The sequence below is a fragment of the Microbaculum marinum genome, assembly GCF_037855135.1.
Lineage (GTDB): Bacteria > Pseudomonadota > Alphaproteobacteria > Rhizobiales > Tepidamorphaceae > Microbaculum > Microbaculum marinum.
This window is the reverse complement of sequence record NZ_JAZHOF010000008.1, coordinates 1-13093: the sequence shown is the minus strand read 5'-3', so window position 1 is coordinate 13093 and position 13093 is coordinate 1. Positions and strand designations below refer to the sequence as shown.

At 68.6% G+C, this 13093-nt stretch carries 12 protein-coding genes; 10 read left to right on the top strand and 2 right to left on the bottom strand.

Translation table 11 applies throughout. The features are described from left to right. From V3328_RS18580 to V3328_RS18535, 10 genes are read left to right on the top strand one after another with little or no spacing between them, the layout of a single operon-like run. Positions 1-1578, top strand: coding sequence for an ABC transporter ATP-binding protein (locus V3328_RS18580; protein ID WP_340331206.1), 1578 nt, complete (start codon positions 1-3; stop codon positions 1576-1578). After that, the gene (locus V3328_RS18575; RefSeq protein ID WP_340331205.1) at positions 1575-2744 is read left to right on the top strand and encodes an ABC transporter permease; all 1170 of its coding nucleotides are present in this window, start codon (positions 1575-1577) and stop codon (positions 2742-2744) included. The genes V3328_RS18580 and V3328_RS18575 overlap by 4 nt, the downstream gene beginning before the upstream one ends. Further along, complete coding sequence (locus V3328_RS18570) at positions 2744-3712, top strand: ABC transporter permease (protein ID WP_340331492.1); 969 nt, start codon at positions 2744-2746, stop codon at positions 3710-3712. Before V3328_RS18575 ends, V3328_RS18570 begins: the two co-directional genes overlap by 1 nt. Then, on the top strand, positions 3712-4107 hold the full coding sequence (locus tag V3328_RS18565) for a cytidine deaminase (protein ID WP_340331204.1): 396 nt from the start codon (positions 3712-3714) through the stop codon (positions 4105-4107). The genes V3328_RS18570 and V3328_RS18565 overlap by 1 nt, the downstream gene beginning before the upstream one ends. Next, entirely contained in the window at positions 4104-4901 is a 798-nt protein-coding gene (locus V3328_RS18560) for a purine-nucleoside phosphorylase (protein ID WP_340331203.1), read from the top strand. The genes V3328_RS18565 and V3328_RS18560 overlap by 4 nt, the downstream gene beginning before the upstream one ends. Beyond that, positions 4898-5710, top strand: coding sequence for a deoxyribose-phosphate aldolase (gene deoC / locus V3328_RS18555; protein WP_340331202.1), 813 nt, complete (start codon positions 4898-4900; stop codon positions 5708-5710). Before V3328_RS18560 ends, deoC begins: the two co-directional genes overlap by 4 nt. Next, positions 5710-7035 carry a thymidine phosphorylase gene (gene deoA, locus V3328_RS18550; RefSeq protein WP_340331201.1) on the top strand — a complete coding sequence of 442 codons (1326 nt, stop codon included), beginning with the start codon at positions 5710-5712 and terminating at the stop codon, positions 7033-7035. Before deoC ends, deoA begins: the two co-directional genes overlap by 1 nt. Next, entirely contained in the window at positions 7036-8256 is a 1221-nt protein-coding gene (locus tag V3328_RS18545) for a phosphopentomutase (RefSeq protein WP_340331200.1), read from the top strand. It begins immediately after the preceding gene. A gap of 18 nt (positions 8257-8274) precedes the next feature. Next, on the top strand, positions 8275-9984 hold the full coding sequence (locus tag V3328_RS18540) for a dihydroxy-acid dehydratase (protein ID WP_340331199.1): 1710 nt from the start codon (positions 8275-8277) through the stop codon (positions 9982-9984). A 9-nt stretch (positions 9985-9993) separates the two neighbouring features. Continuing rightward, a complete protein-coding gene (locus V3328_RS18535; protein WP_340331198.1) occupies positions 9994-10752 on the top strand; it encodes an SDR family NAD(P)-dependent oxidoreductase in 759 nt (252 codons plus the stop codon). A 207-nt stretch (positions 10753-10959) separates the two neighbouring features. On the opposite strand, the gene V3328_RS18530 is transcribed toward V3328_RS18535, so the two are convergent. After that, complete coding sequence (locus V3328_RS18530) at positions 10960-12156, bottom strand: Hint domain-containing protein (RefSeq protein WP_340331197.1); 1197 nt, start codon at positions 12154-12156, stop codon at positions 10960-10962. Positions 12157-12692: 536 nt separating this feature from the next. Further along, positions 12693-13022, bottom strand: a complete 330-nt coding sequence (locus V3328_RS18525; protein ID WP_340331196.1) for a hypothetical protein — start codon at positions 13020-13022, stop codon at positions 12693-12695. Between the last annotated feature and the right edge of the window lie 71 nt (positions 13023-13093).

Here is a 13093-nt window from a genome sequence, read left to right as displayed (position 1 = left end):
ATGAGCAGGTCCGGCGAGGCTTCGCACCCTCCTCCAGCCATCGAACTGGCCGGCATCGACAAGAGTTTCGGCGCCGTACACGCAAACCGGAACATCGACCTGAAGATCGGCAAGGGGACGATCCACGGCATCGTCGGCGAGAACGGCGCCGGCAAGTCGACCCTGATGTCGATCCTCTACGGCTTCTATCAGGCCGACCGGGGCGAGATCCGGATCGACGGCGCGCGGGTCGACATCCAGTCGCCGGACGACGCCATCGCGGCGGGCATCGGGATGGTGTTCCAGCATTTCATGCTCGTGGAGCCGTTCACCGTGCTGGAGAACGTCATGCTCGGCGCCGAGGGCGGATCGCTGCTTCGCAAGGGTGTGGCACAGGCGCGAGCCGAACTGCAGCGGCTCGAGCGCAGCTACGCGCTGGAGGTCGATCCCGACGCCGTGGTGGGTGACCTGCCCGTCGGACTGCAGCAGCGCATCGAGATCCTGAAGGCGCTCTATCGCGGCGCCGAGACTCTCATCCTCGACGAGCCGACCGGCGTGCTGACACCGGCGGAAGCGGACCATCTGTTCCGCATCCTTCGGCAGCTCCGGGACCAGGGCAAGACGGTCATCCTGATCACCCACAAGCTGCGCGAGATCATGGCGGTGACCGACGAGGTCTCGGTGATGCGGCGCGGCGAGATCGTCGACACGCTGAAGACCGCCGAAACGACGCCGGAACGGCTCGCTGAACTGATGGTCGGCCGGCGCGTCCTCCTGCGGGTCGACAAAGCGGCCGCCAGCCCCGGCGCGGCGATGCTGGACGTCCGCCATCTGACACTGCGGGACGGGCGCGGGGTCACCCGTCTGGATGACATCTCCTTCGAGATCCGGGCGGGCGAGATCGTCGGCATCGCCGGTGTCGTCGGCAACGGCCAGTCGGAACTGCTGGAAGTGATCTCGGGGATCCGCAGGGCGACATCCGGCACCGTGCGGGTCGACGGCATGCCCGTCGACGTCACGGGAACGACGGATGCGTCCTACCAGCGCTCGATCGGCGTCGCCCACGTGCCGGAGGACCGGCACCGTATGGGCCTCGTCGTGGCCTTCGAGGAGAACGAGAACGCGATCCTCGGCTACCACGACGACGATGCCTACCTGAACGGTCCGTTCCTGGATACCGACGCCGTCCGGGATCATGCGCGCAAGCGCATGGAGCAGTACGATATCCGGCCGCCCGACTGCCGCCTGAAGACAGAGAACTTCTCCGGCGGCAACCAGCAGAAGATCGTTCTGGCCCGCGAGATGGAGCAGCACCCGAAGGTGTTGCTGGTCGGTCAGCCGACGCGCGGCGTCGACATCGGCGCGATCGAGTTCATCCACCATCAGTTGATCGCCATGCGCGACGCCGGCGCCTCGATCCTGCTCGTTTCCGTGGAGCTCGACGAGATCCGCTCGCTCTCCGACCGCATCCTGGTGATGTGCGGCGGCCGCATCGTCGGCGAGCGCGGGCCGGAGGCGAGCGAACGGGAACTCGGCCTGTTGATGGCGGGCGTCGGCGGGCCCGACCCCGGCGCCACCGCCGGGGGACCGCCGCGATGACCGGGGCGCAAGTGGCACCGCCGGCCAACGCGCGCAGGCGCCGGGCGTCCCTTCCCGGCTGGATCGAATACGCGGTCCTCCCCCTGGCCAACCTGCTCGCCGCCTTCCTCGTGTCCGGCCTGGTCGTCCTGTTCGTCGGTGAGAATCCGTTCGAGGCCGTCAAGATCCTTCTGTGGGGCTCGCTCGGCTTCGGCGAAGGCATCGGCTTCACGCTGTTCTACGCCACCAACTTCATGATGACCGGCCTTGCCGTCGCGGTCGCCTTCCACGCCGGCCTGTTCAACATCGGCGGCGAGGGGCAGGCCTATGTCGGCGGCCTCGGCGTCGGGCTGGCGGCACTGGCGCTCGACCGCTACGTGCCGTGGTGGGTGACCTTTCCGGTCGCAGTCGCCGCGGCCGCCGTCTTCGGCGCGGCGTGGGCGCTGATCCCGGCCTGGCTGCAGGCCAGGCGCGGCAGCCACATCGTCATCACCACCATCATGTTCAATTTCATCGCCTCGGCGCTGATGGTCTGGCTGCTGGTGGACCATCTCACTCCGGCCGGCTCCATGCAGCCGGAGACCCGCACCTTCGAGGCGGGCGCACACCTGCCCGAGCTCGGCGGCTTGTTCGCACTACTCGGCCTCGAAATCGGTGGCGCGCCGGTCAACATCACCCTGTTCGTCGCCCTGGCCGCCTGCGTTCTGGTCTATGTCCTGATCTGGCGAACCAGGCTCGGCTACGAAATCCGCGCGGTCGGCTTCAATCCGACGGCGGCGGTCTACGCGGGTATCTCGCCCGTGAGGATAACCATCGTCGCCATGCTGATCTCCGGCGCCCTCGCCGGCATCATGGCGCTCAATCCGATCATGGGCGAGCAGTACCGCCTGCAGATCGACTTCGTCGCGGGCGCCGGTTTCGTCGGTATCGCGGTGGCCCTGATGGGCCGCGCCCATCCGGTCGGCATCGCCCTGGCGTCGATCCTGTTCGGCATGCTCTATCAGGGCGGCGCCGAACTCGCCTTCGAGATCCCGGCCATCTCCCGCGACATGATCGTGGTGATCCAGGGGCTAGTGATCCTTTTTGCCGGAGCGCTGGAGAACATGTTCCGCCCCGGCTTCATCCGCGGCTACGGATTGTTCACGGAGGGTCGCGCGCCACCCGCGGCGCGGGCGGAGGGGTCATGATGGACTTCCACTCCGTCATCCTCGTGCTCGATTCCTCGGTGCGGCTCTCCGTGCCGCTCATCTTGGCGGCGCTGGCGGGGCTGTACTCGGAGCGCTCCGGCATCTTCGACATCGGGCTGGAAGGCAAGATGCTGGCCGGCGCATTCGCCGCCGGGGCGGCGGGCGCTCTGGCGGGGTCGGCGATCGCCGGCCTGGCGGCGGGAATTCTGGCGTCGGTGGGACTGGCGCTTGTGCACGCCTACGCCTCGATCACCCAGCGCGGCAACCAGATCGTCTCCGGTGTCGCGATCAACTTCCTCGCCGCCGGGCTGACCGCATTCCTCGGCTACGCCTGGTTCTCGCGCGGCGGGCAAACGCCGCAGCTGCCGGCGTCAGGCCGGTTCCAGTCGCTGACCTGGCCTGGCGCCGAGGTCGTGCGGGACGTTCCGGTCGTCGGACCGATCTACGCTGAACTGATCTCCGGCCACAACATCCTCGTCTATCTCGCCATCCTCGCGGTTCCGTTCACCTGGTGGGTAGTCTATCGGACCCGATTCGGACTGAGGCTTCGGGCCGTCGGCGAGAACCCGGCCGCCGTCGACACAGCCGGCATCTCGGTGGTCTGGCTGCGCTACCGGGCGGTCATCATCTGCGGCGTGTTCTGCGGCATCGCCGGGTCGTACCTCTCGATTGCCCAGTCAGCCGGTTTCGTGCGCGACATGACGGCGGGCAAGGGCTTCATCGCGCTCGCCGCGCTGATCTTCGCAAAGTGGCGGCCATGGCCGGTGCTCGGCGCCTGCCTGCTATTCGGGCTCCTGGACGCGGTGGCGATCCGGCTGCAGGGGGCGAGCCTTCCCGGGATCGGCGAGGTTCCGGTACAGTTCATGCAGGCCCTGCCCTACGTGCTGACCGTCATACTGCTGGCCGGTTTCATCGGCAGGGCGGTGCCGCCGAAGGCCGGCGGCATACCCTATGTCAAGGAACGATGATGAGCGATCCGCGCAATCTGTTCGAGGCGGCCAGGGCAGTCATGGCGAATGCCCATGCCCCCTACTCCGGTTTCCCCGTCGGCGCGGCATTGCGCACGCCCGGCGGCACGATCCATGCCGGCTGCAACGTCGAGAACGCCTCCTATCCCGAGGGCTGGTGCGCGGAAACGTCGGCGGTCGCCCACATGATCGCGGCAGGCGAAAGGGAGATCGTCGAAATCGCGGTGGTGGCGGAGCGGATGGATCGCATCACCCCGTGCGGCGGCTGCAGGCAGCGGCTCAAGGAATTCGGGACGGCCGACACGCTTGTGCATCTCTGCGACCGGGACGGCGTCGTGGGGACGGTACGCCTCGGCGAACTGCTGCCGATGGCGTTCGGCCTGGAGGGGCGATGACCGAGACAACGGCAGCGCTGATCGCCGACCGCGCGGGGCATCGTCCGACCGTCGGGCTGGTCCTGGGATCGGGCCTCGGCGGACTTGTCGAGGCCGTCGCGGACCGCGTCGCGATCCCCTATGCCGACCTGCCGGGTTTTCCGCAGCCGTCCGTCTCCGGTCACGCAGGAGCGCTCGTGCTCGGTACGCTTTCGGGCACGCCCGTCGCGATGCTGTCGGGGCGCGCGCACTACTACGAGGAGGGGCGGCCCGACGCCATGCGCTTCGCGCTCGAGGTGCTGAAGCGGATCGGCGTCGAGACGCTGGTCCTAACCAACTCCGCCGGCAGTCTTCGCGCAGACGCGCCGCCGGGCTCGGTCATGCTGATCACCGACCACATCAACCTGGCCGGCGCCAACCCGCTGATCGGCGAGAAGAGCGATGCCCGCTTCGTCGGGCTGACGAGCGCCTACGATCCCGAGTTGCGGACCCTGGCAACGGCAGCGGCCGAGGCGGAGGGTCTCGACCTCGCCAGCGGCGTCTACGCCTGGTTCTCCGGCCCGTCCTTCGAGACGCCGGCGGAAATTCGCATGGCCGGCATTCTGGGCGCCGACGCTGTCGGCATGTCGACCGTGCCGGAGGTGATCATTGCCCGGTTTCTCGGGATGCGCGTGCTCGCCTTCTCCGTGATCACCAACATGGCCGCCGGCATCACCGGCGCTGAACTGTCGCACGAGGACACCAAGGCGATGGCGCCGGAGGGCGGCGGCAAGCTGGCGCGACTGCTGACCCGTCTGATAGGGGACATGCGATGACGAAGCCGAAACCGAAGACGGTCGCCGAGCGGGCGCTCGCCTGTCTGGATCTCACCAACCTGGAAGACGGTTGCTCCCCCGCCGACATCGTTCGCCTCTGCGGGCGAGCGCAGACCGACCACGGTCCGGTCGCCGCCGTGTGCATCTGGCCGCGCTTCGTTCCTCAGGCTAAGGAACTGCTTGAGGAAACTCTCACAAAGATCGCTGCGGTCGTCAATTTTCCTGCGGGAGACTCGCCGCCCGCCTGGGTGGTCGGCGAGACGCGCAATGCGGTGAGTGACGGGGCAGACGAGATCGACATGGTAATCCCGTGGCGTCTGCTGCGGAACGATCCCGACGAGGTCGGACGCCAGATCGACCGGGTCCGCAAGGCGGCAAAAGATAGAATTCTCAAGACGATACTGGAAACAGGCGAACTGAAGAGTGAAGCAGCCATTCGAAAGGCGACCGAAATCGCGATCAGTGCCGGCGCCGACTTCGTCAAGACATCCACCGGAAAGGTGAAGGTCAACGCCACACCGAAGGCCGCCAGCGCCATGCTGGAGGTGATCAGGGAACACGGCGGCAAGACCGGCTTCAAGGCCGCCGGCGGCGTACGCAGCCTCGACGATGCGGCCACCTACCTCGGCCTGGCCGACGACATTCTCGGCAAGGACTGGGCGCGGCCCGGGACCTTCCGTTTCGGCGCGTCCGGGCTGCTGGACGCGCTCCTGGCGGTGCTGGAGGGCCGAACGAAGGGTCCTCCCGCCCAGAAGTCCGCCGGATCGAAGACCGCAAGGAAGTCCGGAAGGACCGGCAAGGAATACTGATGACGTTCCTCCCGCAGGAGATTATCCGCAAGAAGCGCGACGGGCACGCCCTGGACGAAGAGGAAATACGCTTTTTCGTCAAGGCACTGACGGAGGGTTCTGTCACCGAAGGTCAGGTTGCAGCGCTTGCCATGGCGATCTTCTTCCGCGACCTCGACACCGCCGAACGCGTGACACTGACACTGGCGATGCGGGACTCCGGCATGGTGCTGGACTGGCCTGCCGGCGAGGGCCCCGTCCTCGACAAGCACTCGACAGGCGGCGTTGGCGACAACGTCTCGCTGATGCTGGCGCCGATCGTGGCTGCCTGCGGCGGACGGGTGCCGATGATCTCCGGCCTAGGGCTCGGCCACACCGGCGGTACGCTCGACAAGCTCGACACGATCCCCGGCTACAACACGCGGCCCGACCTTGACGAGCTCCGGCGGGTTGTCGGCGCGGCCGGCTGCGCCATTATCGGCCAGACGGCCGACCTCGCCCCTGCCGACCGGCGCCTCTACGGCATCCGCGATATCACGGCGACGGTCGAGTCGATCGCGCTCATCACCGCCTCGATCCTTTCGAAGAAGCTCGCCGCCGGCCTGCAGGGGCTGGTCCTCGACGTGAAGGTCGGTTCCGGCGCCTTCATGGAGGAGATGGACGAGGCGCGGGCGCTCGCCCGCAGCCTGGTGTCGGTCGCCAATGGCGCGGGGCTGCACACCACCGCGCTGCTGACCGACATGCATGAACCCCTCGCCTCGGCGGCGGGGAACGCCGTGGAGGTCACGAATGCCGTCAAGTTCCTGGCCGGCGAACGGCGCGACCGCCGCCTGCTGGAGGTGACGCTGGCGCTGGCGGCGGAGATGCTGGAGATCGGCGGGCTCGCCGCGACCCGCTCAGAAGGCCGGGAAATGGCGCGCACCGCACTGGAATCGGGGCGGGCCGTGGAGACGTTCGCACAGATGATCGTGGAACTCGGCGGACCGACCGATCTCGTGGAAAGGCCCTGGCAGCATCTGCCGGAGGCGCCGATACAGCGGCCGGTGACGGCGGACGGATCGGGCCATGTCGCCGCGATCGACACCCGCAGGATCGGGCTCGCGGTGATCTCGCTCGGCGGCGGTCGCACGAGGGCGTCCGACACGATCGACCCCGCGGTCGGCTTCACGGAACTCGCCGGGATCGGCGCCGAGGTGGGCCCGGGCCGCCCGCTCGCCGTCGTCCATGCCCGCGACGAGGCGGCGGCCGAACGCGGCGCAGCGGCGCTGCGGGCCGCCTACATGATCGGCGAGGCGCCCGCACCTCGGCCCGTCGTCTACGAACGCATCACCGGCGAGGCGGGCTGAATGGCTCGGGCATTCCTGCTGGTGATGGATTCCGTCGGCATCGGCGGCGCGGCGGACGCCGAAGCGTTCGGCGATTCCGGCGCCGATACGCTCGGGCACATCGCCGCGGCCTGCGATCGCGGCGAGGCGGATGTGGAGGGCGGCCGGACGGGACCGCTGAAGATCCCGAACATGAACGCGCTCGGCCTCTGCCGGGCCGCGGAGGCCGCGACGGGAGATCATCCGGCCGGCGTACCGCGCGTCCCGTCTCCCGACGCGATCTGGGGCTATGCCTCTGAAATCTCACGCGGAAAGGACACGCAGTCGGGACACTGGGAGATTGCCGGCCTGCCGGTGCCGTTCGCCTGGCACTACTTTCCGGACACCTATCCGGCCTTTCCTGAGATCCTCACCAACGCCCTGATCCGCGAGGGCGAGCTTCCGGGATTGCTGGGGAACAGACATGCGTCCGGCACCGCGATCCTCGCAGAACTCGGCGAGGAACACATGCGCACCGGCAAGCCGATCGTCTATACGTCGGCGGATTCCGTCCTGCAGATCGCCGCGCACGAGGAGACGTTCGGGCTGGAGCGGCTCTACCGGCTCTGCGAGATCGCCCGCCGGCTGTGCGATCCGCTGCGCGTCGGGCGCGTCATCGCGCGGCCGTTCGTCGGCACCATGGCCGATGACTTCAGCAGGACCGGACACCGCCGTGACTATGCCGTCCCGCTGCCAGAACCGACCCTTCTCGATGCCGTCGCAGTGTCAGGCCACGAGGTCTTCGGCGTCGGCAAGATCGGCGACATCTTCGGCGGTCGAGGGGTGACGCAGCTGCTCAAGGCGTCCGACAACGAGAGCCAGTTCGACCGCACCCTGGAGGCCGCGGGGCGGGCCGGCGACGGCGACCTGGTGTTCACCAACTTCATCGACTTCGACCAGCTCTACGGCCATCGCCGCGACGTCGCCGGATACGCCGCATGCCTCGAGCGCTTCGACCGGCGGCTCCCCGAACTGACGGGGCTGCTCAGGAAGGGCGACCTGGTGGTGCTGACCGCCGACCACGGCAACGATCCGACCTGGACCGGCACCGACCACACCCGGGAGACCGTGCCGGTGATGGCGTTCGGACCGGGGATCGCCGGGCGCCCGATGGAGCCGCGAAACAGTTTTTCCGATATCGGCCAGTCGATCGCCGCGCATCTCGGCCTGCCGCCGCTGAAGCATGGTACAAGCTTCCTCTGAGGCAGGCGGGAGACGGCGGTGACGACATCCAACCAGCGCGGCAAGGGCATCGCCGGCGGGCTGACCAACTACGGCGACCCGGACTTCGCGCTCTACCTGCGCCGCTCCTTCGCCCGCTCGATGGGCTATTCCAACGACGCCCTGAAGCGGCCCGTGGTCGGCATCGCCCACACCCCGTCCGGCTTCAACAACTGCCACCGCGCCCTGCCCGACCTGCTCGAGGCGGTGAAGCGGGGGGTACTGATGGCCGGCGGGCTGCCGCTCGAATTCCCGACGGTCTCGCTCGGCGAGGTCTTCCTCAGCCCGACCAGCCTGAAGTTCCGCAACCTGATGGCGATGGACACCGAGGAGATGATCCGCGCCCAGCCTATGGATGCCGTGGTGCTGCTCGGCGGCTGCGACAAGACCGTGCCGGCCCAGCTGATGGGCGCGGCATCGGCGGGCAAGCCCGCGATCCAGCTGGTCGCGGGGCCGATGATGACGTCGCGCCACAACGGCGAGCGGCTCGGCGCCTGCACCGACTGCCGGCGGTTCTGGGCCCGCTACCGCGCCGGCGAGCTGGACGGCGAGCAGATCGAGGCGATCGAAGGACGGCTGGCGACGACCGCCGGGACCTGCGCGGTGATGGGCACGGCGAGCACGATGGCGCTGATAACCGAGGCGCTCGGCATGTCGCTGCCCGGCACGGCGGCCATTCCCGCCGTGCACGCCGACCGGCTGCGCGCCGGCGAGGCGACGGGCGCGGCCGCCGTGGCGCTGATCGACAACCCGATCACGCCTGACCGGATCATCACAAGGGCCGCGGTCGGCAACGCCCTGCGGGTGCTGATGGCCGTCGGCGGATCGACCAACGCGGTAATCCACCTCACCGCGATCGCCGGGCGTCTCGGCATCGACATGCCGCTGTCCTGGCTGAACGAGATCTCCGACACGACGCCGGTGCTGGTGAACCTGAAGCCGGTCGGCAGCCACTACATGGAGGACCTGTTCGCCGCCGGCGGGCTCGGCGCCGTGCTGCGCGAACTGAAGGACCTGCTCGACCTCGACTGCCTGACGGTGACCGGCGGGACGCTCGGCCAGCGGCTGGAAGGCGAGGCAGGCTACGTCGACCGCGATGTCGTCGCCGCCGCCGGTAGCCCGATCGAACCGCAGGGCGGCCTCGTCGCGCTGTTCGGGTCGCTGGCGCCGGGCGGCGCGATCCTCAAGCGCTCGGCCGCCGACCGCAGCCTGTTCGAGCGCGAGGGCCGCGCCGTGGTGTTCACCTCGCTCGACGACCTGTCCGCCCGCATCGACGATCCCGGCCTCGACGTGACCCCGGAGGATTTCCTGGTGCTGCAGAATGCCGGGCCGAAGAGCCCCTCGGGCATGCCGGAGGCGGGTTACCTGCCGATCCCCAGGAAGCTGGCCTCCGCAGGCGTCAAGGACATGGTGCGGATCTCCGATGCCCGGATGAGCGGCACGGCGTTCGGCACCGTGATCCTGCACGTGACCCCGGAAGCCCATACCGGCGGGCCGCTCGGCCTGGTGCGCGACGGCGACCGGATCCGGCTGAGCGTCAGTTCGCGGCGGCTGGACCTGCTCGTCGAGGCGGCTGAACTGGAGCGCCGCCGCGCCGATCTTGCCGCCGCACGTCCTCCCGAACCCGACCGGCGCGGTTATGATGCGCTCTATCAGCGCTCGGTCCTGCAGGCCGACGAAGGATGCGATTTCGACTTTCTGAAGGGGTAGCACAACGCCATGCGGTTCAAGAATGCAGCAGTTCTCGTCACAGGCGGCACGCGGGGCATCGGCGCCGCCTGCGTGCGCGCCTTCCTGAACGAAGGCGCCCGCGTCGCCGTCAACGGCCGCACCGACACGTCGGTCGCCGTGGCGCTGGCCGAGTACAACGGCAACGAGAACGCTGTGGCCGCGCCCGGCGACGTCTCGACGGTCGAGGGCTGCCAGGCCGCCGTCGCCGCAGCACTTGCCGCGTTCGGCCGGCTCGACGTGCTGGTCAACAATGCCGGGGTGTTCTTCCGGGGCACGATCGGCGAGACCGACGAGGTCGCCTGGGACGCGGTGATGAACGCCAACGTCAAGAGCGTCCAGTTCTGCACGCAGGCCGCCCTCCCCGCGCTGCGCGCGACGAAGGGCAACATCGTCAACATCGCCTCGGAATCCGGCATCAACGGCTATCCGGAGACGACCGCCTACTGCGCCTCGAAGGGCGCCGTCATCAGCCTGACGCGGGCAATGGCGATGGAGCTTGCCCCCGACATCCGCGTCAACGCACTGTGCCCCGGGGTGGTGGAGACCGACATGGCGCGGGCAGGCTTCGCGGTCGACGGCGACGAGGAGCAGGGCCTCGCCTACCAGCGCTCAACCTACCCGCTGCAACGCATCGGGACCGTCGAGGAGACGGCCGCCTGCGTGCTGTTCCTCGCCTCGGAGGACGCCGGCTTCGTCAACGGCGCGGCCCTGCCGATGGAAGGCGGGGCGACGGTGGGGAATTTCTGAGGATCGGGGGGCGTCGCTGTTGCCGCTCTGACCGCACGGGAGCAGTCCGGACAAGCGGGTCGACGACCTTCGGGACAAGCGCCGCCACGCGGCGGCAAACGCTATCCGGCCTTCCGATGCGCGGCCCGGCACGCTCGCGGTCGCTGCCAAACGAGTCCAGGCCAGGTTGCGCGGAGCGGGCCGGGGAAACCGGCCAGCGTCGCGCGATCAGGCAACCAGACTCATCCTGCGGGCAGGCGCCGCAGCCGCCTTCGCCGGCGCGATCCATCTCCGCCTCTCGTTGGCGTGGACCTCGAACGTCAGCGTGACCTGGCCGCTCATCCCGCCCCACAGCGCTCCCGGCAGCAGGGCGCGGCCCGTCGTCCAGCGGAACGCCGCGCCGTCCTCTCCCTCGGCCTCGTGAAAGCCGAAGGCGAGGCGCGGATCGTCGGCGCGGATGCGCCGGGCCTCGCCGGTCGCGTCGGTCACGGTCAGATGCCGGAAAACAACACCCAGGTTGCGGCGGTCGGCGCCGGCGCCGTGATGGTACGGGACCCAGGACGAGGACACGAGCCACGCGTCGCATGCGTCCGCCGGCAGGGTGACCCGGAGCTTGCCGCCGATCTCGTCGGGCAGCAGCGGCGTGCCTCCGGCTTCGACCGCGACCTCCGGCTCCGCGGCTTTCGATGCCCAGCCGATCTCCCGCGCCTGCGTCCCCAGTTGCGCCCGGACCTCCTCGACGACCCCGCCGCCCGTGACCAAGGGCAGGCAGAAAGGCAGATCAGCCGGATCGATCTCCGCGCGCTCGGATTCCGGCGCGACGTCGGCGCCGGCGAAGAAGTCGCGGTTGCCGCAGTCGAGATAGCTCTCGGCCGGCAGGCCGTTGGCGATCACCACGTCGTGGGTGTCGAGCTCGATATGGTAGTAGTCGATCGTCTCCAGCGGGATCTGTTCGATCGTCGCGCCGTTGACCAGCGATCCGATCGGGACGAGAACGTCATCCGCGGCGTCCGCCTGCTCTCCGGCGCTCACCTGCACCGCGTGCGCCGGCGACAGCCACAGCTCGCGCTCCGGCAGGCCCGGGCCGAAGGCGTCTTCTGACACCCGCACCGGCCAGGCCTGGCGGGGATTGGTGGTGGTGCTACAGTCCACCGTCCGCGCGCCGGACCAGCGGATGGCGCGCTCTTCGCCGGAGGCGGTGACCACCGTGTCGCCCTCGGCCAGCGTCTCGACCGGCAGGTCCCCGTCAGGCGTGCGGATCAGCGTGCCGGCGGCGAAGCAGACGGCGTAGGTGGCGTCGGTGTCGAGCGTGTAGTAGGTGAGGCTCGGAATGTCGGTGTCGGAAAAACCAATTAGTATGCCAGCAGAATCTTCGAAGAAGGCGATCTCGTGGCCGTCCGCCGTGGCAACGCCAACGAAAGTCATATCCCCATAGCTTGCCCCCGAGACGTCATCGTCTGAAATATCCCCGAATACTGTCAGGTCATCATCCGGGCCATTGGAGATATCGGCAATCGTTTCGTTTTGCGTGCCATAAACATTAATCAACACTCCATCAATTGGATAGAACGCATATGCAAACGTTTTCTCTCCCATGGAGCTGCCCCCAAACGGTATGTGAAACAAGTCGGCTTCTTGCCGCCGTGCAGAGCTATCGAAATCGGCTCCGGTGCCCGTCAAATGACTGCGTCGGCCCTTCGGGACGCGGGACGCGGCGCGAACCGGCAACGATGCCGGAAGCGAAGGCTCTTTTATTCCCTAGCGTCAATTTCGAGTGTGACGCCCAACAAGTCAAGGTTGCGTCGGGGAACTTGCCGACCGTCTGTGCACGGGCAGGCCCGCGGCTGTCGCGGCTGCGGGGATGATTTCTGACGACTGCGCATGGCGATGAGCCTGCCGCGCAGACTGCCTCTTCCGACGACGGGACTACGCAGGTCGACGGGGCGCGCCGGGCGAGGCCCTCAGGCGGCTTTGGGCGGGCAGTGGCGGGGCGTGCTGGGGGCCGCATTCTCCGGAGAGACCCACATCCGCACGTCTGCCGCATGGACCGCCAGCGTCAGCGTGACCTGGCCGGTCATGCCGGCCCACAGCGAGCCGGGCAGCAGGGCGCGGCCCGTCGTCCAGCGGAGAGCGTCGCGGCCGTCTCCCTCGGGAGCGTGGAAGCCGAAGGTCAGGCGCGGGTCGTCGGCGCGGATGCGGCGAGCCTCGCCCGTCACGTCGGTCAGGGTGAGGTGCCGGACGGCAACGCCGAGGTTGCGGCGGTCGTCGCCGGCGCGATGTTGATACGGCAACTGTGTTTTTCAGGCATGGAAGGGTACCTCGTCGCGGAGGATGGCGTTTGCGGTGAGGAGGATCTTTCTTG

Coding starts and splice junctions, on each gene's coding strand:
- V3328_RS18580 (WP_340331206.1), top strand. CDS start 1: ATGAGCAGGTCCGGCGAGGCTTCGCACCCTCCTCCAGCCATCGAACTG.
- V3328_RS18535 (WP_340331198.1), top strand. CDS start 9,994: ATGCGGTTCAAGAATGCAGCAGTTCTCGTCACAGGCGGCACGCGGGGC.
- V3328_RS18530 (WP_340331197.1), bottom strand. CDS start 12,156: ATGACTTTCGTTGGCGTTGCCACGGCGGACGGCCACGAGATCGCCTTC.
- deoC (WP_340331202.1), top strand. CDS start 4,898: ATGACGAAGCCGAAACCGAAGACGGTCGCCGAGCGGGCGCTCGCCTGT.
- V3328_RS18560 (WP_340331203.1), top strand. CDS start 4,104: ATGACCGAGACAACGGCAGCGCTGATCGCCGACCGCGCGGGGCATCGT.
- V3328_RS18575 (WP_340331205.1), top strand. CDS start 1,575: ATGACCGGGGCGCAAGTGGCACCGCCGGCCAACGCGCGCAGGCGCCGG.
- V3328_RS18570 (WP_340331492.1), top strand. CDS start 2,744: ATGGACTTCCACTCCGTCATCCTCGTGCTCGATTCCTCGGTGCGGCTC.
- V3328_RS18565 (WP_340331204.1), top strand. CDS start 3,712: ATGAGCGATCCGCGCAATCTGTTCGAGGCGGCCAGGGCAGTCATGGCG.
- V3328_RS18545 (WP_340331200.1), top strand. CDS start 7,036: ATGGCTCGGGCATTCCTGCTGGTGATGGATTCCGTCGGCATCGGCGGC.
- deoA (WP_340331201.1), top strand. CDS start 5,710: ATGACGTTCCTCCCGCAGGAGATTATCCGCAAGAAGCGCGACGGGCAC.